This is a genomic window from Sphingobium sp. SG1 (genome assembly GCF_057063145.1).
Map to the genome: position 1 here is coordinate 84691 of NZ_JBVVOJ010000012.1, position 21798 is coordinate 106488.

General features: G+C 66.0%; 22 protein-coding genes. 14 read left to right on the forward strand and 8 right to left on the reverse strand.

Going from position 1 to position 21798, the window contains the following annotated elements; genetic code table 11:
• Positions 1-41: 41 nt before the first annotated feature.
• From rpmI to AC0KVN_RS20985, 7 genes are all read left to right on the forward strand, one after another.
• The gene (rpmI, locus tag AC0KVN_RS20955; protein ID WP_004208916.1) at positions 42-245 is read left to right on the forward strand and encodes a 50S ribosomal protein L35; all 204 of its coding nucleotides are present in this window, start codon (positions 42-44) and stop codon (positions 243-245) included.
• Between the two features lie 13 nt (positions 246-258).
• On the forward strand, positions 259-621 hold the full coding sequence (gene rplT, locus AC0KVN_RS20960) for a 50S ribosomal protein L20 (protein WP_004208917.1): 363 nt from the start codon (positions 259-261) through the stop codon (positions 619-621).
• A gap of 212 nt (positions 622-833) precedes the next feature.
• A complete protein-coding gene (locus tag AC0KVN_RS20965) occupies positions 834-1454 on the forward strand; it encodes a LysE family translocator (protein ID WP_048938155.1) in 621 nt (206 codons plus the stop codon).
• A 48-nt stretch (positions 1455-1502) separates the two neighbouring features.
• Positions 1503-1829, forward strand: coding sequence for a GIY-YIG nuclease family protein (locus AC0KVN_RS20970; RefSeq protein WP_017502635.1), 327 nt, complete (start codon positions 1503-1505; stop codon positions 1827-1829).
• Between the two features lie 62 nt (positions 1830-1891).
• Entirely contained in the window at positions 1892-2983 is a 1092-nt protein-coding gene (pheS, locus tag AC0KVN_RS20975; RefSeq protein WP_004208920.1) for a phenylalanine--tRNA ligase subunit alpha, read from the forward strand.
• Entirely contained in the window at positions 2980-5397 is a 2418-nt protein-coding gene (gene pheT / locus AC0KVN_RS20980; protein WP_483656372.1) for a phenylalanine--tRNA ligase subunit beta, read from the forward strand. The genes pheS and pheT overlap by 4 nt, the downstream gene beginning before the upstream one ends.
• 17 nt (positions 5398-5414) lie before the next feature.
• Positions 5415-6119, forward strand: coding sequence for a DUF4386 domain-containing protein (locus AC0KVN_RS20985; protein WP_435567780.1), 705 nt, complete (start codon positions 5415-5417; stop codon positions 6117-6119).
• Here AC0KVN_RS20985 and AC0KVN_RS20990 read toward each other — a convergent pair.
• Positions 6109-6603 (reverse strand): hypothetical protein, encoded by a 495-nt coding sequence (locus tag AC0KVN_RS20990; protein WP_004208924.1) that lies wholly within the window; start codon positions 6601-6603, stop codon positions 6109-6111. The two genes, AC0KVN_RS20985 and AC0KVN_RS20990, sit on opposite strands and share 11 nt — an antisense overlap.
• A 197-nt stretch (positions 6604-6800) precedes the next feature.
• Here AC0KVN_RS20990 and AC0KVN_RS20995 point away from each other — a divergent pair, with 197 nt between their 5' ends.
• Both AC0KVN_RS20995 and AC0KVN_RS21000 read left to right on the forward strand, forming a co-directional pair.
• Complete coding sequence (locus AC0KVN_RS20995; RefSeq protein ID WP_435567779.1) at positions 6801-7682, forward strand: aldose 1-epimerase family protein; 882 nt, start codon at positions 6801-6803, stop codon at positions 7680-7682.
• A 145-nt stretch (positions 7683-7827) separates the two neighbouring features.
• Complete coding sequence (locus AC0KVN_RS21000) at positions 7828-9405, forward strand: peptide chain release factor 3 (protein WP_017502740.1); 1578 nt, start codon at positions 7828-7830, stop codon at positions 9403-9405.
• A gap of 44 nt (positions 9406-9449) precedes the next feature.
• Here the strand turns inward: AC0KVN_RS21000 and AC0KVN_RS21005 are convergent, their stop codons facing one another.
• Positions 9450-10700, reverse strand: a complete 1251-nt coding sequence (locus AC0KVN_RS21005; RefSeq protein ID WP_097384764.1) for a spinster family MFS transporter — start codon at positions 10698-10700, stop codon at positions 9450-9452.
• 94 nt (positions 10701-10794) lie between these two features.
• The gene (locus AC0KVN_RS21010) at positions 10795-13152 is read right to left on the reverse strand and encodes a TonB-dependent receptor (protein ID WP_435567778.1); all 2358 of its coding nucleotides are present in this window, start codon (positions 13150-13152) and stop codon (positions 10795-10797) included.
• A gap of 174 nt (positions 13153-13326) precedes the next feature.
• Here AC0KVN_RS21010 and AC0KVN_RS21015 point away from each other — a divergent pair, with 174 nt between their 5' ends.
• The 4 genes from AC0KVN_RS21015 (at position 13327) to AC0KVN_RS21030 (ending at position 16913) form a co-directional block, all read left to right on the forward strand.
• On the forward strand, positions 13327-13953 hold the full coding sequence (locus AC0KVN_RS21015; protein ID WP_125988648.1) for a TetR/AcrR family transcriptional regulator: 627 nt from the start codon (positions 13327-13329) through the stop codon (positions 13951-13953).
• A gap of 102 nt (positions 13954-14055) precedes the next feature.
• Positions 14056-14847 (forward strand): acid phosphatase, encoded by a 792-nt coding sequence (locus tag AC0KVN_RS21020; RefSeq protein WP_284113138.1) that lies wholly within the window; start codon positions 14056-14058, stop codon positions 14845-14847.
• A gap of 46 nt (positions 14848-14893) precedes the next feature.
• The gene (hisC, locus tag AC0KVN_RS21025) at positions 14894-16003 is read left to right on the forward strand and encodes a histidinol-phosphate transaminase (protein WP_037522150.1); all 1110 of its coding nucleotides are present in this window, start codon (positions 14894-14896) and stop codon (positions 16001-16003) included.
• Between the two features lie 4 nt (positions 16004-16007).
• Entirely contained in the window at positions 16008-16913 is a 906-nt protein-coding gene (locus AC0KVN_RS21030; RefSeq protein WP_313393661.1) for a prephenate/arogenate dehydrogenase family protein, read from the forward strand.
• Positions 16914-17007: 94 nt separating this feature from the next.
• On the opposite strand, the gene AC0KVN_RS21035 is transcribed toward AC0KVN_RS21030, so the two are convergent.
• Genes AC0KVN_RS21035 through ftsE form a run of 4 tightly spaced genes read right to left on the reverse strand, consistent with a single transcriptional unit; the run spans position 17008 to position 19843 of the window.
• Complete coding sequence (locus AC0KVN_RS21035; RefSeq protein ID WP_435567777.1) at positions 17008-17700, reverse strand: lysophospholipid acyltransferase family protein; 693 nt, start codon at positions 17698-17700, stop codon at positions 17008-17010.
• A gap of 3 nt (positions 17701-17703) precedes the next feature.
• Positions 17704-18234: a YdcF family protein gene (locus AC0KVN_RS21040; protein WP_010338644.1), complete on the reverse strand. Its 531-nt coding sequence runs from the start codon at positions 18232-18234 to the stop codon at positions 17704-17706.
• Positions 18231-19133 carry a cell division protein FtsX gene (locus AC0KVN_RS21045; RefSeq protein WP_122928397.1) on the reverse strand — a complete coding sequence of 301 codons (903 nt, stop codon included), beginning with the start codon at positions 19131-19133 and terminating at the stop codon, positions 18231-18233. Before AC0KVN_RS21045 ends, AC0KVN_RS21040 begins: the two co-directional genes overlap by 4 nt.
• Positions 19133-19843 carry a cell division ATP-binding protein FtsE gene (gene ftsE / locus AC0KVN_RS21050; RefSeq protein WP_004208937.1) on the reverse strand — a complete coding sequence of 237 codons (711 nt, stop codon included), beginning with the start codon at positions 19841-19843 and terminating at the stop codon, positions 19133-19135. The genes AC0KVN_RS21045 and ftsE overlap by 1 nt, the downstream gene beginning before the upstream one ends.
• 180 nt (positions 19844-20023) lie before the next feature.
• Between ftsE and AC0KVN_RS21055 the strand changes: the two genes are divergently transcribed.
• On the forward strand, positions 20024-20878 hold the full coding sequence (locus AC0KVN_RS21055; RefSeq protein WP_435567776.1) for an MJ0042-type zinc finger domain-containing protein: 855 nt from the start codon (positions 20024-20026) through the stop codon (positions 20876-20878).
• A 9-nt stretch (positions 20879-20887) separates the two neighbouring features.
• Here AC0KVN_RS21055 and AC0KVN_RS21060 read toward each other — a convergent pair whose 3' ends face one another.
• Positions 20888-21793 (reverse strand): pirin family protein, encoded by a 906-nt coding sequence (locus AC0KVN_RS21060; RefSeq protein ID WP_435567775.1) that lies wholly within the window; start codon positions 21791-21793, stop codon positions 20888-20890.
• Positions 21794-21798 lie beyond the last annotated feature (5 nt).

A 21798-nucleotide genomic window follows, 5' to 3' on the forward strand; every position in this document is an offset into this window, starting at 1 on the left:
CGTGGCTGTCTGTAATCGTCGCGCCAAACAAGGAGACGAAAATGCCCAAGCTCAAGACCAAGAGCGGTGTGAAGAAGCGCTTCAAGTTCACCGCTTCCGGCAAGGTCAAGCACGGCGTCGCTGGCAAGCGTCACCGCCTGATCTCGCACAACGCCAAGTATATTCGCCAGAACCGTGGCACTTCCGTGCTGTCCGATGCCGACGTGGCTCACGTCCGCCTCTGGGCACCCTACGGCCTGAAGTAAGGAGTAGAGGACAATGGCACGCGTAAAACGTGGTGTAACCACCAAGGCGAAGCATAAGAGGATTTTGGTTCAGGCGAAGGGCTATTATGGCCGTCGCAAGAATACGATCCGCGTCGCTCGCCAGGCTGTCGAAAAGGCCGGCCAGTACGCTTATCGCGACCGCAAGGTCAAGAAGCGCACCTTCCGTGGCCTGTGGATCCAGCGCATCAACGCGGGTGTCCGCGCTGAAGGCCTGACCTATTCGCAGTTCATGCACGGTCTGAAGCTGGCCGGCGTCGAGCTGGACCGCAAGGTCCTGGCCGACATCGCGATGCACGAAGGCGAGGCGTTCAGCGCCATCATCGCCCAGGCCAAGGCTGCGCTGCCCGCAGCCTGAAGCTGATCGATCGCAAGATCGTCAAAGGGGCGCCGGGGCAGATGCCTTCGGCGCCCTTTTTGTTTTTTCCGTTTTACCCCGTTCGTCCTGAGCGAAGTCGAAGGACATCACTGAGCGCCAGCGAAGTGCCTTCGCTGCGCTCTGGCGGGGGCTTCGACAGGCTCAGCCCGAACGGATTTTTGGGGACGGCCTGACATTTGAGGAACCATCCCATGTCGCTGCATCTCTGGTGGTTATATGTCACGGCGGTCTTCCTGATCTCGGCCACGCCGGGTCCCAACATGCTGCATGTGATGACGCAGAGCATCGCCCATGGGCCGCGCAAGGCGCTGGTGACGATGGCGGGGCTGATGAGCGCCGTGCTGCTGTGCCTGATCGCGTCGGCGCTGGGCCTTGGCGCGCTGCTGAAAGCCTCGCCGCGCCTGTTCGACATATTGCGCTATGCCGGCGTCGCCTATCTCATCTGGCTGGGGATCAAGGCCTGGCGCGCGCCGGTCGGTAATGCGGACGGCGGCGATGCCGGCCCGGTCCGCTCCGCCCGCGCGCTTTATGCGACCGGCCTGCTGACCGGCCTGTCCAACCCCAAGCTCATCATCTTCGCCGCCGCGCTCTTCCCCCAGTTCATCGACCTGGCCCGCCCCTTCTGGCTGCAGCTCGCGATCCTGATCGTCAGTTTCGTGGTGATCGAGAGCTTCTGGTATTCGGTCTATGCGCTGGGCGGCCTGCGCCTCGCCCGCTGGCTGGCGCCCGCCAACCGGCAGAAGCTGTTCAACCGCGGCACCGGCCTGATGTTCATCGGCTTTGGCGGCGCGCTGCTGGGGGCGCGCGCCTAAAGCCAAGTCATTCCCGCGGAGGCGGGAATCCATCTCCGGACGGGGCCGATGCAACGCGAGTTCGATCCGACAGTCTATATATTAGCCAGCCATAAAAATGGCACGCTCTACATCGGCGTCACATCAAACCTCGTGCAACGCCTGTATCAGCACCGTTCTGGCTTGATCGAAGGCTTCACCAGCGACTACGGGGTCAAGCGACTGGTCTGGTTCGAATGCGGCGCATCCATGGAGGAAGCAATCCGGCGCGAGAAGCAGATCAAGAAGTGGAACAGGCAATGGAAGATCGACCTGATCGAACGGAGCAATCCCGATTGGCGCGATCTGGCTATCGATTTGGGCTTTGAGCCATTGGACAGTCGGCGCATCGATTGAGCGTCAGGATGATTGGTTAGCGCGGGAGATGGATTCCCGCCTTCGCGGGAATGACGAATGATATGACCGAAATTAGCGCACTGAAAGCCGGCCTGATCGCCGACATCGAGGCTGCCGACACGCTGGACGCGCTGGAAGGGCTGCGCGTGGGCGCGCTGGGCAAGAATGGGGTCGTCACCGGCCTGCTCAAGACGCTGGGCGGCATGTCGCCCGAGGAGCGTCTGGAGAAGGGCCCGCCGATCCAGGATCTGCGCGAAAGCGTGACCGCCGCGATCGCCGACCGCAAGGCCGCGCTGGAGCAGGCCGCGCTCGACGCCCGCCTCGCCTCGGAAAAGGTCGACATGACCCTGCCCGCCGATCTGGGGCCGCAGGGCAGCGTCCATGCCGTCAGCCAGGTGATGGACGAGCTGGCGGAAATCTTCGCCGACCTAGGCTTCTCGGTCGCGACCGGTCCGGAGATCGAGGACGACTGGCATAATTTCACCGCGCTCAACATCCCCGAGACGCACCCGGCGCGCGCGATGCACGACACCTTCTACTTCCCGGACGAGGAAGGGCAGAAGAAGATGCTGCTGCGCACCCACACCTCGCCGGTGCAGATCCGCACCATGATGACGCAGGAACCGCCGATCCGCATCATCGCGCCCGGCCGCGTCTATCGCAGCGACTCCGACGCGACCCACACGCCGATGTTCCACCAGATCGAGGGTCTGGTGATCGACAAGGGCATCACGCTTGGTCATCTGAAGTGGACGCTGGAGACCTTCCTCAAGGCCTTTTTCGAGCGCGAGGACATCGTCCTGCGCCTGCGCCCGAGCTATTTCCCCTTCACCGAACCCTCGGTGGAAGTCGATGTCGGCTACACGCTGACCAATGGCCAGCGCGTCATCGGCGGCGACGGCGATGCACCCGGTGGCGGCTGGCTGGAAGTGCTGGGCAGCGGCATGGTCAACCGCCGCGTGATCGAGGCATGCGGGCTTGATCCCGACGAATGGCAGGGCTTTGCCTTCGGCACCGGCGTCGATCGCCTCGCCATGCTGAAATATGGCATGAACGACCTGCGCGCCTTCTTCGACGGCGATCTGCGCTGGCTGAAACATTATGGATTCTCGGCACTCGACGTGCCCACGCTGTCGGGAGGAGTCGGCGCATGAAGTTCACCCTGAGCTGGCTCAAGACGCACCTCAAGACCGACGCGGACCTGGCCACCATCCTCAAGACGCTGAACGCCATCGGGCTGGAAGTCGAGGATGTGGAGAACCCGGCGGAGAAGCTGGGCGCCTTCAAGATCGCCAAGGTGCTGACCGCCGAGCGTCACCCCCAGGCCGACAAGCTGCAGGTGCTGAGCGTCGACCATGGCGACGGCAATCCGTTGCAGGTCGTGTGCGGCGCGCCCAATGCCCGCGCCGGCTTGATCGGCGTGTTCGGCGTCGAGGGCGCGGTGGTGCCGGTCAACGGCATGGTGCTCAAGAAGACCGCCATTCGCGGCGTCGAATCCAACGGCATGATGTGCTCCACCCGCGAACTGGAGCTGGGCGACGACCATGACGGCATCATCGAACTGGCCGGCGACGCGCCGGTGGGTGAGGTCTATGCCAATTGGGCCGGCCTCAACGATCCGGTCATCGATGTGTCGATCACGCCGAACCGTCAGGACTGCATGGGCGTGCGCGGCATCGCCCGCGATCTGGCGGCGGCGGGCCTCGGCACGCTCAACGCCATCATCGTGCCGGAGATTGCCGGCGTGGGTCCGGGACCGGATGTGCGCACCGACGATGTCGACGGCTGCCCCGCCTTCTTCGCCCGCTCGGTCAAGGGCGTGACCAACGGCGCCTCGCCCGAATGGATGGCGCGCAGGTTGAAGGCGATCGGCCAGAAGCCGATCAGCGCGCTGGTGGACATCACCAACTACATCATGATCGACCTCGGCCGGCCGCTCCATGTCTATGACATGGCGACGCTCAAGGGCGGTCTGGTTGCGCGCAAAGGCAAGACCGGCGAGGAAGTGCTGGCGCTCAATGGCAAGACCTATGCCATTGACGAGACGATGACCCTCATCGCCGACGACGAAGCCGTGCATGACATTGGCGGCATCATGGGCGGCGAACATTCGGGCGCGCAGGACGGCACCACCGACGTGCTGATCGAATGCGCCTATTTCACGCCCGAGCGGATCGCGGTGACCGGCCAGAAGCTGGCGCTGACCTCAGATGCGCGCGGCCGGTTCGAGCGTGGCGTCGATCCCGCCTTCCTGGACAATGGCCTGTCGATCGCCACCAGCCTGGTCATGACCCTGTGCGGCGGCACCGCGTCGGAAGCGACCCGTGCCGGCACCCCGCCCGCCACGCCCAGGACGGTCGCCTATGCGCCCGACCAGTGCCTGGCGCTGGCCGGCGTCGACGTGCCGTTCGACACCCAGCGGCGCATCCTCGAAAGCCTGGGCTTCGAAGTCGAAGGCGAATCCTCGGGAATCGAATATCAGGACGGCGTGCCGGTTTCGGTGCCCGTCAGCTGGACCATCACCGTGCCGACCTGGCGCCGTGACGTCGATGGCTGGCCCGACATTGTCGAGGAAGTGGTGCGCATCGTCGGTCTGGATCATGTGCCGTCCACCCCGTTGCCGCGCGTGCCGGGCGTCGCCCGCCCGACTGCCACGGCCGAGCAGCTGGTCGAGCGCCGCGTGCGCCGCACCGCCGCCGCCCGGGGCCTGGCTGAAGCGATCAACTGGTCCTTCATTTCCGAGAAGGAAGCCGCGAGCGTTGGCGGTGGCGACTGGACGCTGGCCAATCCGATCTCCGAAGACCTGAAGGTCATGCGGCCCTCGCTGCTGCCCGGCCTGCTGTCGGCGACCAAGCGCAATGTCGATCGCAGCGCCACGTCGATCCGACTGTTTGAACTGGGCCGGCGCTATTTCAAGCAGGGCGAGCGCGCCACCGTCGGCTTCGTGCTGGCCGGCGAGAAGACCGCGCGCAGCTGGCAGAGCGGCAAGGCCCAGCCGTTCGACGCCTTCGATGCCAAGGGCGAAGTGATCGCACTACTGGCGGCCGCCGGTGCGCCGGTCGGCAATCTGCAGAGCATGGGTGAGGCATCGGCAGCCTATCATCCGGGCCAGTCGGGCACGCTGCGCCTTGGCCCCAAGGTGGTGCTGGCCGAATATGGCGTGCTGCACCCCAGCCTGGCCAAGCAGTTCGGCCTGTCGGGCACGGTGGTCGCGGGCGAGATCTTCCTCGATGCCATTCCGGCCAAGCGCAAGAGCGGCTTCATGCGCGCGCCTTACGCCCCGCCGGCCTTGCAGGCGGTGAAGCGCGACTTCGCTTTCCTGGTGCCCGAAGCCGTCGAGGCCGATGCGCTGGTGCGCGCAGTCAAGGGCGCGGACAAGAAGGCGATCGTCGACGCGCGCCTGTTCGACGTCTTCACCGGCCCCGGCGTGGATGAAGGCCACAAGTCGCTGGCGGTAGAAATCACGCTGCAGCCGGGCGAGAAGAGCTTCGCCCAGGAAGAGCTGGACGCGATCAGCGCCGCCGTGGTCAAGGCCGCGCAGAAGCTGGGCGCGAGCCTGCGCGGCTAAAGCGAGAAAGGCCGGCGATGGACGGGAAGGCTGAACGACTTCAGGCCCGCCTCGCCGGCCTCTTCTACATCGGCACCATTGGCTGCGGCATGTTTGCCGAGGCGGTGGTGCGCGCGGCCCTGATCGTGCCGGGCAACGGGCGCGAGACGATGCGCAACATCGCCGACTATCCCTGGCTCTATCGCGCCGGCGGGGCGAGCGATGTCGCCATGCTCTGCTGCTATCTGGCGGTCACCGCCCTGCTCTATGGCCTGTTCGCGCCGACCGGGCGGGTGCTGGCGCGCATAGCCGCGCTGTTCAGCCTGACCGGCATTGCCGTGCTGGCGGGCAACAGCCTGCTCCATCTGCTGCCGCTTGCGCTGATCGATGGTGCGCCACATCCCGGTATCCCGATGGCAGAGGTGCAGTCGCTCGTGCGGATCAGCCTCAGCCTCCACAACGACCTCTACGGCATCAGCCTGATCTTCTTCGGCATCTATTGCCTGCTGACCGGTTGGCTGGCGATCCGATCGCGCCGATTGCCGGTGGCGGTTGGTGCCCTGCTGATGGCGGGCGGCGCGGTCCATCTGGTCGCGCGCACCCTGGCGCTGCTGTCGCCGGCGATTGGCGAGGCGATCCCCGGTCAGCTCGATTTCGTGCCTTTGCTGGGCGAAGGCGCCTTCGCCATCTGGCTGCTGCTGTTCGGGGCACCGCGCCCGGCGGCGCCGGAGATCAGCCCGTAATCTTGCACCCCTTGGCCGATGCCATGCCGCGTAGATAGCCGCGCCGGGCGAGACCGGCGGCAATCGCGGCGCGCAGTCGACGTTCCGCCGGGGCTGCGCCGCTGATTTCCCGCACCACGCCGCGGAAGGGGATCAGCGAATTGACCAGCGACTTGCCGACACCCTCGGCGATCTTGCTGGTGCGATCCTCATTGGCTTCGCGGCCGATGGTGAAATCGGGACCAAGCACCTTGTTGAGCGCCGCCATGTCGCCATTCAGCGCCTTGCAGGTCTTGCCCGATGGCGCGGCATAGGGATTTTCCTCGGCCGCGACGAGGATCGGCGGCACCTGCGTCTTTTCGATGCCGACATCGCGGGCCGGCTGGGACGCGATTTCGCCCGCCTTGTCGAGCGTGTCGTCCCTCTTCTTGCCCTGTTCCTGGGCGAGCGCCGACGTGCCGAGCAGCAGCAGGATCGTGGCGGTCGATACGGCAATTTTCATCATTGGTCCTCCCGCTGGCTCAACCCGCCAGCCCCCATGTCGGTTCCGCAACGTAACGATTGCGCGGCGGGCGAGACAGTCGGGATTTGCCGCATCGGACCTTGGAATAGAGCCTGATTCACGTCATCTGTGGAAGTCCAAGGCGCTTCCACAGATGACGATCCGGCTCTATGTCGCTGGGCAAACAGGAGTGTTTCGCCATGAACGACCGCATCGCCATCGCCTCCGACAATCTGTCCGCCAGCATATCGCCGCTGGGCGCCGAACTCTGTTCGCTGACCGATGCACAGGGCCGCGAACTGATGACCGATGCCGACCCGCAATGGTGGACCGGCCATGCCCCCCTGCTCTTCCCCTTCGTCGGCCGATCGCGCGGCGACGTCTATCGGCTGAACGATGTCGACTATCCGATCGGCCAGCATGGCTTTGCCCGGACCAGCCCCTTCACCCTGGTCCATCGCAACGAGGAAGCCGCCCTGTTCCGGCTGGAAGCGGACCGGGATACGCGCACCGTCTATCCGTTCGATTTTCGGCTAGACATGGGGTTCGTGCTGGAGGGGCCGAGCCTGCGCATGACCGCCACCGTCATGAACCGGGGCGAGACCGCGATGCCCTTCTGCTTTGGCTATCACCCCGCCTTCGCCTGGCCTTTGCCCTATGGCGGCAGCGTCGAGGAGCACCGCATCCGCTTCGCGCAGGCCGAACCCGCGCCGATCCGCAAGGTCGGCAGCGAGCCGGGGCTGATCGCGCTGGAAAGCGTCCCCTCGCCGGTCGAGGGGAAGGAACTGGCGCCGACCCATGCCATGTTCGCCGGTGACGCGCTGATCTGGGACGATCTCGCCAGTCGATCGCTGAGCTGGGGCGTGCCCGGCAGGCCGCACCTGAAGATCGATTTCCCCGATACGCCCTGGCTTGGCCTGTGGCAGAAGCCGGGCGCCCATTATCTGTGCGTCGAACCCTGGGCCGGCATGGCCGACCCGGTCGGCTTCACCGGCGATGTCTGGGACAAGCAGGGTGTCATGACCCTGCTGCCGGGCGACAGCCGATCCTTCCGCATGGACGTGACGCTGGTCGACGTGTAACGGGCTTTCCCAAGTTCCGTTCAGGCTGAGCGAAGTCGAAGCCCTCCACTGAGCGCAGCGAAGTGCCTCGCCTCCGCTCGGCAAGGCCCTTCGACTTCGCTCAGGGCGAACGGGTTATTTTACTCGGACCCCAGAAAACAGCATCATGAGCATCCCATCCCGCCGCACCTTCGCGATCATTTCCCACCCGGACGCCGGTAAGACCACGCTGACCGAAAAGCTGCTGCTGGAAGGCGGCGCGATCCATCTGGCCGGCGAGGTCAAGGCGCGCGGCGCGAACCGGCGCGCCCGGTCGGACTGGATGAAGATCGAGCAGCAGCGCGGCATTTCCGTCACATCCTCGGTCATGACGTTCGAGCGGACGCGCGATGGCGAGACCATCACCTTCAACCTGCTCGACACGCCGGGCCACGAGGATTTCAGCGAGGATACCTATCGCACCCTGACCGCCGTGGACTCGGCGGTGATGGTGATCGACGCGGCCAAGGGCATCGAGCCGCAGACGCGCAAGCTGTTCGAGGTCTGCCGCCTGCGCAACGTGCCGATCATCACCTTCGTCAACAAGGTCGACCGCGAGGGCCGCGAGCTGTTCGGCCTGCTCGACGAGGTGGCGGACCAGTTGCAGCTCGACGTCTGCCCGATGAGCTGGCCGGTCGGCATGGGCGGCGAGTTCGAGGGGATTTACGACTTCGCCACCAATCGACTGATGCAGCCCACTGGCCCGTCCAAGGAATTTGACGGCACCCGCCACCAGTTCAGCGGCCTGGATGATCCCAAGCTCGCCGATTATCTGTCCGAGCGGGGCCTGGAAAAGCTGCGCGAGGAAGCCGAGCTGGCCCAGGGCGGTTATGCCGAGTTCGACCTGGAACGCTATCGCCATGGCGACCTGACCCCGGTCTATTTCGGGTCGGCGCTCAAGCTGTTCGGCGTGACCGAGCTGATCGACGCGCTGTCGGCCCATGCGCCGCCGCCGCGCGCGCAGCCGGCTGAACCCGCGCCGGTCGAGCCCGAAGGCAGCGAAGTCACCGGCTTCATCTTCAAGGTGCAGGCGAACATGGACCCGATGCACCGCGACCGCATCGCCTTCATGCGGCTGGTGTCGGGCAAGTTCCGCCGCGGCATGAAGCTGACCCCGTCGGGCAGCGGCAAGGCGCTGGCCGTCCATTCGCCGATCCTGTTCTTCGCGCAGGACCGCGAGCTGGCGGACGAGGCCTTTCCCGGCGACATCATCGGCATCCCCAATCATGGCGCGCTGCGCGTGGGCGACACGCTGAGCGAGAAGCCGGGCCTGCGCTTCACCGGCCTGCCCAATTTCGCGCCGGAAATCCTGCGCCGCGTCCAGCTGAAAGACCCGACCAAGACCAAGCAGCTGCGCAAGGCGCTGGACGACCTGTCCGAAGAGGGCGTGATCCAGGTCTTCTATCCCGAGATCGGCAGCAACTGGATCGTCGGCGTCGTCGGCCAGCTGCAGCTGGAAGTGCTGATCAGCCGGCTGGAGGCCGAATATAAGGTCGCGGCGGTGCTGGAGCCGTCGCCGTTCGACACCGCCCGCTGGATCAGCGGCGACGATCAGGCGATCAAGGATCTGGTCGCCTATAATGGCGCCAACATGGCCAAGGACCGCGACGGCAATCTGGTGTTCATGGCGCGCAGTGCCTGGGACATCGGCTATCAGCAGGAGCGCCATCCCAAGGTGAAGTTCAGCGCCACCAAGGAGCGCTAAGCGGACAGCGAAAGTGACAGGGCAATGCCCTGTCACTTCAAGCGTCAGGCCGTCACCCAATCCTTGCGCAGCGCCTTGCCGGCGAGCGCCATGAACAGGCCGGCGAGCAGGTAGAAGCCGAGCGCCGCGACGATGGCGTAGCGCAGCGCTTCATTGCCATAAGTCGGGGTCAGCGCATCGGACAGGGCGCCGACGCTCCAGCTGCCAAGGCCGAGGCCGACGAGATTGTTGATGAGCAGGAAGGTCGCCGAGGCGCTGGCCCGCATATGCGGCGGCACCAGATGCTGCACGGCGGTCAGCACCGGGCCGAGCCAGACATAGACCAAGGCCTGTGGGATCAGGAACAGGGCGAAGGCGAAGCCGACGCTGGACGACAGCACGCCGACCACGAACAAAGGCATGCCGATCACATAGCTGATCGCGGGCACCCAGGCGAACCAGGCCTTGTCGCGATTGCCCATGGCATCGCCCAGAAAGCCACCGAGCAGCACGCCCGCGACCCCGCCCAGCAGCAGCAGCCCGCCCAGAAACTGGCCCGCGCCCAGCAGGTCGAGGCCGAAGCTGCGCATCAGCAGGCTGGGCAGCCAGAAGGCGACGCCATAGCCGCACATCGAGCTGCACGCGGCGCCCAATGCCAGGAACCAGAAGCTGCGTTTGGCCGCGAGAATGCCGAACACCGCGCTGACCGGCACGGGCGTGCCAGACTGCACCGGGCGGGCAGGTTCGCGCACGACCAGGCGGAAGAGCGGCGCGATGAGGATGCCCATGATGCCGACCGCGATGAAGGCCGTGCGCCATTCGACGGTCTGGGCGATATAGCCGCCCAGCAGCACGCCGCCGGCCGAACCCAGCGGAATGCCGAGCGAATAGATGGAGAGGGCGCGGGCGCGCTGATGCTGCGGGAAATAGTCGGAGATGACCGCATAGGAGGGCGCCACACCGCCCGCCTCCCCCACGCCGACGCCGATGCGGAACAGGAACATCTGCATGAAATTGCCGGCCATGCCGCACAGCGCGGTGAAGCCGCTCCACACCGCCAGACTGACGGTGATGACCCAGGTGCGACTGGTCCGGTCGGCCAGCAGCGCCAGCGGGATCGCCAGCGTCGAATAGAGCAGCGCAAAGGCGATGCCGCCCAGCGCGCCGAGCTGGGTATCGGTCAGCCCCAGCTCCGCCTTGATCGGCCCGGCGAGGATGCCGAGGATCTGTCGGTCGAGGAAGTTGAAGGTATAGACCAGCAGCAGCATCGCCAGCACGACGCCGCGATAGGCGGGGGAAGAGGTTCGGTCGGTCATAGACGGCTACCCATCTCCGTTCAGTTCGAGCTTGTCGAGAACCGTTGCGCAGGGGTTCTCGACAAGCTCGAACCGAACGGATGGGAAACGCAGCTTAGAACTTGACCGAACCGGTCACGAACACCTGGCGCGGGTTGCCGTAGAAGGCAGTCAGCGTGCCTTCCTTGCCGAGCGAGGGGGTGGGATAGCCGGCCGCATTGTTGATGATCGCGCCAGTCACCGGATTGGCCGCGACGAAGGTATAGCCCGAGGTCTTATATTCCTTGTCGAGCAGGTTCTTGCCATGGACGCCGATGCTCCAGCGATCGCTGGGGGCAGTATAGACCAGGCTGGCGTCCCACAGCGCATAGCCCTTCTGATCGATATAGGGGTTGGGGATTTCGAACTGATAGGTCTTCGAGCGCCAGGAGACGGTGCTGCCGAAATAGAGGCTGCCATCGCCCACCGGGACATTATAGCTGAGCGTGCCGCTGGCGGTCCATTTCGGCGTGTTCTGCACCCGGCGATAGTCGGCGACATCGGTCGGCACGCTGGCAATATTGGCGATATATTCGCGATAATCGGCATCGATGAAACCAACTGCGGTCTGCAGGTTCAGACGGTCGCCGCCGCTGAAGATGTCACGGCCAAGGCGGGCATTGCTTTCGAACTCCAGCCCCTTGAAGCGCGCCTTGCCGGCATTCGACACGACACCGCAGAAGGAGGGCGTCGCCACGCCGCCGACATTGACGGTGCAGGCGACCGAACCGGGAATCTGCACATCCTTGTAATCGGCATAGAAGCCGGCGACCGCGACATAGAGGGCGCCATCCATCAGATTGCCCTTATAGCCGACTTCATAGCTGTCGACCTGTTCGGGCGCGAAGCTGAGGAAGGAGGCGATTTCGCTGTCCTGGCGGATGCCGTCGCCATTGAGGTCGGGCGCGTTGGTGCCGACCCCGCGCGGGTCGAAGCCGCCGCCCTTGAAGCCCTTGGAATAGCTGGCATAGATATTGTGATCGGCGGTCGGCTTGTAGCTGACCGAGAAGCGCGGCGTGAACTTCTTGAACTCGCGCTCGCCCCGGAAATTGGTGCTGGGCGCACCGAAGGGAATGCCCGCCCCGTCGAACACCGGCGAGCCGCCGCCCAGATAGCTTTGCCGCAGAATATTGGCCCGGCGCGTATCCCAGGTATAGCGGCCACCGGCCGACAGGCTGAGCTGATCGGTCAGGTCGAAGCTCATGTCGCCGAACACGGCATAGGTTTCGGTATCGACATTGGCCTGGGTGAAGGCGGTCAGCCCCGCCACGGTGGTGAAGATGCGGGTATCGAACTGGGTGTCGGCGCTGGCATCGAGATAATAGAAGCCGACCATGCCGTGCAGACGACCCTTGTCGTAGAGCAGCTGGAATTCCTGGCTGAGCTGCTCATTCTTGTAATAGGCCGGCACATCGACATCGACGGCGGGCAGCGCGTCGAAGTCGATCGGCGAGGCGCTGTCATCCTTGCGCCAGGCGCTGATCGAGCGCAGCGTCACCGCATCATTGAGTTCGGCCGTCAGGTTCATCGACAGGCCGTAGGACTTCACATATTGCTTGGGATCGACCAGCCCGCCACGGGTGTCGAACACATCGTCCAGCACCGGCGCGCCCGATGCCTGCCCCGGAATCAGGCGATGGCCGCCACGCGGGTTGCTGTTATCCTTGGTATAGTCGCCGGTGATGCGCATCAGCACCGGCGCGCCATAGCCGCCCATTTCGAAGGTGGCGCGGCCGGCCCAGATATCCTTGTTATAATTGTCCTGCCCGGTGGTGAGATTCTTGCCGAAGCCGCCGCGCGACAGGCGGGCAAAGGCACCACCCACGCGCATCAGGTCGCCGATCGGCGCCGACACGCTGATGATGCCATCGGCCTGATCATAGCTGCCATAAGTGCCCTTGAGCTTGAGCGAAAAGTCCTGCGGCAGCATCTTCGTGACATATTTGACCGCGCCGCCGATCGTGTTGCGGCCATAGAGCGTGCCCTGCGGCCCGCGCAGCACCTCGATCCGTTCGACGTCATAGATGTCGAGCAGCGCGCCCTGCGGCCGGTTGAGATAGACATCGTCGAGATAGATGCCGACGCCCTGTTCGAAGCCGGAAACCGGATCCTGCTGGCCGACGCCGCGGATGAAGGCGGTCAGCGTCGAATTGGTGCCGCGCGACGCCTCCAGCGTGGTGTTGGGGGTGACATTGGCGAGGTCGCTGATGTCGATCGCCCCGCCCCGTTCCAGATCAGCGCCAGAGAAGGCGCTGACCGCGATCGGCACCGACACCAGCGTTTCCTCACGCCGACGGGCAGTGACGATGATGCCGGCCTCCTCGGCATCGGCGGCGGGCACCGACGCGTCCTGCGCGAAGGCGGGACATGCCATCGCGCCGGTCCAGGCGGCGGATGCGAGGGCAAGGGCACGAATGCTGTGATGGGCCTTCATCGGCGTTTCCTCTCCTGAAGCGGCCCCCGGTCATCCGGGTAGCCAATCTGCTTGCCCTTTGAATAATGAAAGTTGAACCAGCTTTCAACTTCAAATATGAGGGACGGCGAACAAGGCCACCAGACGTCCTCAAATGATTGAAAAGGCACGTATTGGCAGGCAGAGGGAGAGAGCATGACCGATCCGGCTTCCCCACGGGATGAGAGACGCGATGACAAGGCGCCGCGCACCGCGCGGGGCGAACGCACGCTTCGCGCGCTGCTGTCGGCGGCAGCCGAGGAATTTGGCGAAAAGGGTTTCCACGACGGGTCGATCAGCGGCATCACCCGCCGGGCGGGCTGTGCGCTGGGCAGTTTCTACACCTATTTCGACAGCAAGGACGATATCTTCCGCGCGCTGGTCAATGACATGTCGGGCCAGGTGCGCGACTATGTCTCGCCGCGCATCGCCGACGCCCGTAACGGGATCGAGGCGGAGCGGATCGGCCTCTTAAGCTTCCTGGAGTTCGCCCGCGCCCACAAGGAAATCTACCGCATCATCGACGAGGCCGAGTTCGTCGACCAGGCCGCCTATCGCGCCCATTATGAGAATACCGCCACCCGCATGGCCGCGCGCCTGAAGAAGGCCGCGCAGCAGGGCGACGTGCGCGCGGACGTGGAAGAGGTCCATGCCTGGGCGATCATGGGGATGAATGTGTTCCTGGGGCTGCGCTATGGCGTGTGGGACGACAGCCGCCCCGCGCAGGAGATTGCCGACATCGCCAACGCGTTGATCGAGAAGGGGATCGGCAAGCGCGCTTGAGGGTTGCACCGCTGCCGCCTATCGGGACAAGCACCGATGGTCGCGCCCTGCCCCTGCTGATAGGGCCGGGCGTCAGGCCCCAAAGCAAAAGGCGGACAGGCGATGCGCACACTCCATAAACAGACATTCCTTCTGGCATCGATCCTGCTGGTCAGCGGCTGTGCGACCACCGCCACGCCGCCGTCGGCCAGCGCCCCGGTGCCGCCGACCACGATCGAGGCGGTCGGGCAGCTGACCAAGGCCATCCCCTTTCCGCGCGGCTATCTCGACCCCGCCGCCCTGCCCAACAGCCTGACCCTGCTGCCGCCCCCGCCCGCCCCCGGCACGGCCGCCAAGGCGGCCGATGAGGAAGCCTATCGCGCCGCGCTCGCCGCGCCGGCCGATCGCCAGGCGCTGGCCGCGTCGGACGCGGACCTGGGCTGGCCGCACATGGTCCAGTCGTTCGAGCCGATCGCCGGCCTGTCGCTGTCGGACGGCAGCCACCCGCACCTGACCATGTTGCTGCGCCGCGCGGCGGCCGACGCCGCCTTCTCCACCTCGCGCGCCAAGGGCCATTATCAGCGGGTGCGCCCGTTCGTGGAGCATGACGGCAATACCTGCCGCCCGCAGGACGAGCCCATGCTGCGCAAGGACGGCTCCTATCCGTCGGGCCATACCGCGATCGGCTGGATGCTGGCGCTGGTCCTGACCGACGTCATGCCCGACAAGCAGGATGCCCTGCTCAAGCGCGGTTATGAATTTGGCGAGAGCCGGGTCATCTGTCGCGCCCATTGGTTGAGCGACACGCTGGCCGGGCGGGTCGTGGCATCGGCCACTTATGCGCGGTTGCAGTCCGATCCGGTGTTCCGTGCCCAGCGCGAACTGGCGCGGCAGGAATTGGCAGCGCCGCGCTGATCCAGCCGCTTTGCCTTTGGCGCGGAAGCCGCTAAAGCCGCGCTCCATGAGCGACGCTGCAGCAAAACCCGCCCCCAAGGACTGGATTCTCGGCATTCATGCCTATGTGCCGGGCAAGTCCGCGGCCGATGACGGCCGGCCGCTGATCAAGCTGTCCGCCAACGAGAACCCGCTCGGCACCGGTGCGGCTGCCCGCGCGGCGCTGGTGGCGGCGACGGCGGATCTGGCCACCTATCCCGATCCGGGCGCGGCCAAGCTGCGCGAGGCGATCGGTGCGGTCCATGGGCTTGACCCCGCACGCATCATCTATGGCACCGGGTCGGACGAACTGCTGCATATCGCCGCCAGCGCCTATGCCGGGCCGGGCGACGAAGTGCTTTATGTGCGCTACGGCTTTTCGGTCTATGACATTGCCGCCCGCCGCGTCGGTGCGACGCCGATCGAGGCGCCCGACGCCGATTATGCGACCGATGTCGATGCGCTGCTGGCCTGCGTGACGGAGAAGACCAAGGTCGTCTTCCTCGCCAATCCCAACAATCCCACCGGCACCATGACCAGCCGGGAGGAGATTGCGCGGCTGCACGCCGGGCTGCGTCCCGATATATTGTTCGTGCTGGACCAGGCCTATGCCGAATATCTGGACGCGGACGAGGATGATGCGGGGCTGGAACTGGCCAAGACCGCGTCCAACGTGTTCGTCACCCGCACCTTCTCGAAAATCTATGGCCTGGCGGCCGAACGGATCGGCTGGGGCTATGCCAGCCAGGACGTGATCGACATCCTCCACCGCATCCGCGCGCCGTTCAACGTGACCACTGCCGGCCAGGCCGCCGCGGTCGCCGCGATCCAGGATAATGAATGGGTCGAGGCGAGCCGCGCCCATAATGCGCAATGGCGCGAATGGCTGGCGGGCGAGATCGCGTCCCTCTCCAATCACGGCCTGCGCGCCGTGCCGAGCCGCACCAATTTCCTGCTGATCCTGTTCGACGGCAAGCTGACCGCCGAGGCGGCGATGAAGGGGCTGTGGGACGAGGGCTATGCCACCCGCTGGCTGCCGGGCCAGGGGCTACCCAATGGGCTGCGCATCACCATCGGCACCGAGGAACAGACCCGCGCCGTCGCCGCCAAGCTGCGCGCCATGGCGGAGGCGGCCTGACGCGATGCTGCCCTTTTCCCGTGTCACCATCATCGGCCTTGGCCTGATCGGATCCTCGCTGGCGCGGGCGATCCGCGAATATATGCCGACCGTCCGTGTCACCGGCCATGATGCCGATCCGGCGGTGCGCGAAACCGCCCGCCGCATCGACCTGTGCGACGACATCACCGATACGGCCAGCGCTTCGGTGACCGACGCCGAACTGGTGATATTGTGCGTGCCGGTGCGCGCCATGGGCGCGGCAGCGGCGGAGATTGCCGACGAGTTGCCGGCCGATGCGATCATCAGCGACGTGGGTTCGTGCAAGGCGGACGTGCTGGCGCAGCTCAACGCCGCTTTGCCCGGCCGCATCATCATTCCGGCGCATCCGGTGGCCGGCACCGAAAATAGCGGGCCGGAAGCGGGCTTTGCCACCCTGTTCAAGGGCCGCTGGTCGATCATCACCCCGCCCGCCGATGCCAATCCGGCGGCGGTCGAGCGGGTGTCGGAACTGTGGCGCCGGGTCGGTGCCGATGTCGAGACGATGGACCCGGCGCATCATGACCTGGTGCTGGCGGTGACCAGCCATTTGCCGCACCTGATCGCCTATACGATCGTCGGCACGGCCAGCGACCTGGAGAATGTCACCCAGAGCGAGGTGATCAAATATTCGGCCGGCGGCTTCCGCGACTTCACCCGTATCGCCGCATCGGACCCGACTATGTGGCGCGACGTGTTCCTGGCGAACAAGGACGCAGTGCTGGAAATGCTGCAGCGTTTCTCGGAGGATCTGTCGACCCTACAGCGGGCGATCCGCTGGAATGACGGCGACACGCTGTTCAACCTGTTCACGCGCACCCGCGCGATCCGCCGGTCGATCATCGAACAGGGCCAGGACGACGCCAAGCCCGACTTCGGCCGGTCGCATTGATAGCAAGCTGCCATGATGCTTACGCATCAGCAGCTTGAAACGCTCAGGCGCCGCGCGGGCTTGGCAAAGCGCCAAGGGCGCTTTGCGAATCTGTTCAATTGAGCGCGTTGATCGCGGCGTGGACGCGGATCTCGGCCTCCTTGCGGTCGAGGCCGGTGGGGACGATCTCACCCACCTTGTAGGTGATCGTGCCGGGGCGCTTGAGGAACTTGCCGCGCGGTGAGACGACGCCGCTGTCGATCGCGATCGGCACCACCGGCAGGCCGAGCAGGCTGTAGAGGCCGGCAAAGCCCGACTTGAGCGGCGGCGCTTCGCCATGGGGAACGCGCGTGCCTTCGGGGAACAGGCAGACCGCCCGCCCCTGCGCCACGGCGTCCTTGGCGGAGGCACGCAAGGTTCGCAGCGCGCTGGCGCCGGCGGTCCGCTCGATCGGGATCAGGCCGTAGCGCCGGGCGATGCCGCCCCAGAAGGGAATATCGAGCAGTTCCCGTTTCGCACCGATCACCGGCCGGTCGAACAGGCAGAGCAGGTCGATCGTCTCGAACATCGATTCATGCTTGATGATGTAGAGATAGGGACCGACCGGCAGGTCGCCATCGACCACGATCCGCTGCCCCAATATCCAGCGCACGCAGAGGCGATGAAAGCGGCTCCAGCCGGTCGCCGCCGACTGGACATGCGCGGGCTTGAACATCCCGCCGATGACGGCCGCCAGCACGAAGAAGGCCGTGCCGACATAGAAGGCCAGCATGAAGACGAGCGAGCGAAGGGCAATGAACAGGGTCATGGATCAGATACCAAAGAGCGCGGCCACGCGGCGCGCGAGATATTTATTATATTCCCGCACCAATATGGTGAGGCTGGGACGGCTGGGCACCGCGTCATAGACAAGGTTGATGCGGCCCGGAAGCGCCTGACGCAGTTCGAGCGCGGAACGCCGCATATGCCAGTCGGTGGTGATGAGGCGGACGCTCTTATAATCGCGCCGTTCCAGCCAGCGGGCCGTCTCGATCGCGTTGGAGCGGGTGTCGATCGCCTCGCGCCCCAAGGTGATGCAGCAGGTGAAGAGCGACAGCCGCGTCTTGTATTCGGCCGCCAGTTCGACCGGACGGACCGAGCGGTCGACGCCCGAAATCAGCATGCGCTTGGCCGCGCCTTCCTCCAGCAGGGCCAGCCCCCGGTCGATCCGACCGGCGCCGCCGGTCAGCACGACGATCGCGTCGGTCTGTCGACCGTCGAGCGGCTGGGGCAGGAACATCGCGAACCAGGCAAAGCCCAGCATCCAGCCGAGCAATGTAACGGCGATCAGGCGGACGATCATAGCGAGCGCCCGAGTGCGCGCAGCACGGTCCAGCGGCCGGTGAGCGTCGACAGGAGAATGCCGGCAATCGGCAGCGCCGCAAGCAGCGCCCAGCTGGTCCAGGGCAAGGCGACCGCACCCATCAGCTGCGATCCGGTGGCCGACAGGCGCGCGCCGATCAGCAGGATCACCAGCACGGCGAAGGAAAAGCCCAATGCGCCGCCCATGGTGGCGTCGAGCGCGATCCGGCGCTGGAACAGGCGGGCAATCTGCACATCGGTCGCGCCCATCAGGTGCAGCACCTCGATCGTGGTGCGATGGCTGTCATGCGCGCCGCGGGCGGCCAGCACGACGACGGCGCCGGTGGCCAGCCCCATCAGCAGCACCAGCCCGCCCGACAGCCAGCCCAGTGCGGTGAGCAGGCCGGCCAACGGCGCAAGGAAGGCGGCATGGGGTTCGACCCGCAGGCTGGGCGACAGGGTGGCGAGCGACCGGCGCAACCGATCGACCTTGGCCGTCGCATCGCCCGGCGTCAGGCTGATGTCGATCAGCGCCGGGATCGGCAGGTCGCCGCTGGTCACGTCTGCGCCGAGCCAGGGACGCAGTTGCTGCGCCAGCGTCGCGGCCGGGACCGGTGCGACCTGGCGCACATCGCGATTGCCGCGCAGCGCCTGTTGCACACGGGCGGAGAGACGGTCGCGCTGCTGCGCATCGGCCTCCACCACCTGAACCGTGGCGCGGCCGGCAAGATCGGCGCTCATCGCGCGGACGGCGGTGCCAAGGCCCAGGCCCGCAGCAGCGGCCAGCACGGTCAGGAACATCATGATCGCGATGATCCAGGGCATCGGCCCCGCCACCCGACCGGCGGGCAGCAGGCGATGGCGCGCGGCGGCCGCGCTGCGACGATTGCCTCCGGCCATCAGGCGCCGCCCTGCGGGCGGGGCGGATAGCGCAGCGCACCGGTCGGATCGGCCAGCCGCCCCTTGTCCAGCCGCATCATCTGCGCGCTCGCCACCTGGGCCATCAGCGGCAGGTCATGGGTGGCGACGACGATGGTGGTGCCCAGGCGATTGAGCGCTTCGAACAGGGTCATCAGGCGGCGGGCCATGTCCGCGTCGACGTTACCGGTCGGTTCGTCGGCGACCAGAATCTCCGGCCGGCCGATCACCGCGCGGGCGATGGCGACGCGCTGCTGCTCCCCGCCCGACAGGGTCGCGGGGCGCGCCTGACCGCGATCGCCCAGCCCCACCCAGTTCAGCATTTCGCTGACCGGCGCGTCGATCTCGCTTTCCTCCATGCCCGCGACCCGCAGCGGCAGGGCGATATTGTCATAGGCGGACAGATGCGGGACCAGCCGGAAATCCTGGAACACGACGCCGATGCGGCGGCGAAAGCCGGGCAGGCGCTTGCGGGGGAGCGTCACCACATCCTCGCCGAACAGGCGGATCACGCCGCGACTGGGCCGCTGGGCGAGATAAAGGAGCTTGAGCAGGGATGTCTTGCCCGCGCCCGAGCTGCCGGTGAGGAAATAAAAATCGCCGCTGTTGAGCGAGAAGCTGACGTCGGACAGGGTCTCGCTGTCTAGACCATAGCGCAGGCCGACATTTTCGAACTGGACGATGGCCGACATAAGTGACGTGTGGCGCCGATGCGCTCCCTGCTTCCCCGAAGCCCTGCCATGGCACAGGCGGCGGGGACGCGTAAAGGGCAGGCCGACAAACTATCCCGCGCAATGCCGCGAGTCGCGCCCATGAGCGGGTCTGTGTTTCAGACTCTTGCCCTAGAGTCCCTGCCATGCCTATGAAGCAGAATGATCCTGGTGTGCCCCAATTGCGCGACGCGCTACATCGTGCCCGACACCGCCGTCGGCCCGGACGGACGCCAGGTGCGGTGCGCCGCCTGCAAGCATAGCTGGTTCCAGGAAGGCCCCGCCCCCGCACCGCGCGAAGAGGCACCCGAACCGGCCGCTCCCGCACCGGTCGCGCCGCCGCCCACTCCTCCACCACCGCCGCCGCCCCCCGTGGAAGCGGCGCCCGCCGAAGCGCCGATGCGATTCACGCCGGCGCCCGAGCCGGAACCGGTCGCACCCGCGCAGCCGCAGGCCGCTGCACCGCCGCCGGTCGAACCTGCGGCCGAGCCGACGCCGGCGATCGCACCCGATTACCGGTTCGACGACATTTATGCCGGCGTATCGCAGCCGGCCGAAGAGGTGCCACCGCCGCCGTCGCTGCCGGCCAAGCGTCGGCGCAATGGCGCCAAGCTGCTGACCTGGGCCGCCGTCCTCTTCTTCCTGCTAGTCGCGGCCGCCGGCGCTGCGCTCCATTATTTCGGGCCGCCGGCCTGGGCGGTGAATATGGGTCTGGTCGCCGAAGAGGGCGATCCGGACCTGCTCTTCTATCTCTCCAAGCCTGCCGAGCGGCGCAAGCTGCCGACCGGCGAGGAATATTTCGCCTTTGGCGCGCGGATCGTGAACAGCGGCAAGCAGGCGCTGCCGGTGCCGCCGGTGCTGGTGCAGCTGCGCGACCGGCAGAACCGGCTGGTGTTCAGCTGGACCACCAAGGCGGACAAGGCCCGGCTGAAGCCCGGCGAGGAAGCGTCGATCAACGAAAGCCGGATCGACATTCCCAAGAATGCCGAGAATCTGTCGCTGACCTTCGTCGAATAAGCCTGACCGTCAGGGGTAGCTGATGGTCTTGGGCCGGCCCTGCGGGATCGGGATAAATTCCTGATCGTCGCCCGGAATGAGCGGGAAGCGCATCGCTTCCCAATCCTCGCGCGCCTGCATCAGCCGGTCCTTGGTCGAGGACACGAAATTCCACCAGACATGGCGCGGGGTCGCGAATGCCTCGCCACCGCACAGGACCAGATTGGCGCCCTGATCGCTGTGCAGCGTAGCCGGCACGCCGGGGCGCAGCACATAGAGGGTCTGGGGCAGCAGCTCGACGCCGTCGAGCGTGGCCGATCCCTGCCAGAGATAGAGCGCCCGCTCCTCGGCAATCGCATCGACGGGGATGGAACCGCCGGGACGCAGCTGGATATCGGCATAGATGGTGTCGGCATAGGTCGAAACCTGTGCCGTCTCGCCCCAGAGCGTGCCCATGATGACCCGCGCCCAGGAGGCATGATCCTCCAGCACCGGCAGGCCGCCGCCCTCGACATGCTCGAAGGCCGGGTCGCATTCCTCGTCACGCTCCGGCAAGGCGAGCCAGGTCTGGATCGCCAGCACTTTCTTGTCATGGCCGCGATCGGCGGGCGAGGTGCGTTCCGAATGGACGATGCCCTTGCCCGCGGTCATCAGATTAACCGCGCCGGGGCCGATCAACTGCTGCGTGCCGAGCAAATCGCGGTGGAGGAACGTCCCCTCCAGCATATAGGTGACGGTGGCGAGGTTGATGTGGGGATGGGGGCGGACGTCCACCCCCTGCCCCGTCGGCAATAGCGCCGGCCCCGCCTGGTCGAAGAAGATGAAGGGGCCGACCATGGTCCGCTCCTTCGCCGGGAGCGCGCGATGCACCTTGAAATCGCCCAGATCATGGGTCGTTGGCGTGATCGTCTGCAGCAGCACATTGTCGCTCGACATGGGAC

Coding starts and splice junctions, on each gene's coding strand:
- rpmI (WP_004208916.1), top strand. CDS start 42: ATGCCCAAGCTCAAGACCAAGAGCGGTGTGAAGAAGCGCTTCAAGTTC.
- rplT (WP_004208917.1), top strand. CDS start 259: ATGGCACGCGTAAAACGTGGTGTAACCACCAAGGCGAAGCATAAGAGG.
- AC0KVN_RS20965 (WP_048938155.1), top strand. CDS start 834: ATGTCGCTGCATCTCTGGTGGTTATATGTCACGGCGGTCTTCCTGATC.
- AC0KVN_RS20970 (WP_017502635.1), top strand. CDS start 1,503: ATGCAACGCGAGTTCGATCCGACAGTCTATATATTAGCCAGCCATAAA.
- pheS (WP_004208920.1), top strand. CDS start 1,892: ATGACCGAAATTAGCGCACTGAAAGCCGGCCTGATCGCCGACATCGAG.
- pheT (WP_483656372.1), top strand. CDS start 2,980: ATGAAGTTCACCCTGAGCTGGCTCAAGACGCACCTCAAGACCGACGCG.
- AC0KVN_RS20985 (WP_435567780.1), top strand. CDS start 5,415: ATGGACGGGAAGGCTGAACGACTTCAGGCCCGCCTCGCCGGCCTCTTC.
- AC0KVN_RS20990 (WP_004208924.1), bottom strand. CDS start 6,603: ATGATGAAAATTGCCGTATCGACCGCCACGATCCTGCTGCTGCTCGGC.
- AC0KVN_RS20995 (WP_435567779.1), top strand. CDS start 6,801: ATGAACGACCGCATCGCCATCGCCTCCGACAATCTGTCCGCCAGCATA.
- AC0KVN_RS21000 (WP_017502740.1), top strand. CDS start 7,828: ATGAGCATCCCATCCCGCCGCACCTTCGCGATCATTTCCCACCCGGAC.
- AC0KVN_RS21005 (WP_097384764.1), bottom strand. CDS start 10,700: ATGACCGACCGAACCTCTTCCCCCGCCTATCGCGGCGTCGTGCTGGCG.
- AC0KVN_RS21010 (WP_435567778.1), bottom strand. CDS start 13,152: ATGAAGGCCCATCACAGCATTCGTGCCCTTGCCCTCGCATCCGCCGCC.
- AC0KVN_RS21015 (WP_125988648.1), top strand. CDS start 13,327: ATGACCGATCCGGCTTCCCCACGGGATGAGAGACGCGATGACAAGGCG.
- AC0KVN_RS21020 (WP_284113138.1), top strand. CDS start 14,056: ATGCGCACACTCCATAAACAGACATTCCTTCTGGCATCGATCCTGCTG.
- hisC (WP_037522150.1), top strand. CDS start 14,894: ATGAGCGACGCTGCAGCAAAACCCGCCCCCAAGGACTGGATTCTCGGC.
- AC0KVN_RS21030 (WP_313393661.1), top strand. CDS start 16,008: ATGCTGCCCTTTTCCCGTGTCACCATCATCGGCCTTGGCCTGATCGGA.
- AC0KVN_RS21035 (WP_435567777.1), bottom strand. CDS start 17,700: ATGACCCTGTTCATTGCCCTTCGCTCGCTCGTCTTCATGCTGGCCTTC.
- AC0KVN_RS21040 (WP_010338644.1), bottom strand. CDS start 18,234: ATGATCGTCCGCCTGATCGCCGTTACATTGCTCGGCTGGATGCTGGGC.
- AC0KVN_RS21045 (WP_122928397.1), bottom strand. CDS start 19,133: ATGGCCGGAGGCAATCGTCGCAGCGCGGCCGCCGCGCGCCATCGCCTG.
- ftsE (WP_004208937.1), bottom strand. CDS start 19,843: ATGTCGGCCATCGTCCAGTTCGAAAATGTCGGCCTGCGCTATGGTCTA.
- AC0KVN_RS21055 (WP_435567776.1), top strand. CDS start 20,024: ATGATCCTGGTGTGCCCCAATTGCGCGACGCGCTACATCGTGCCCGAC.
- AC0KVN_RS21060 (WP_435567775.1), bottom strand. CDS start 21,793: ATGTCGAGCGACAATGTGCTGCTGCAGACGATCACGCCAACGACCCAT.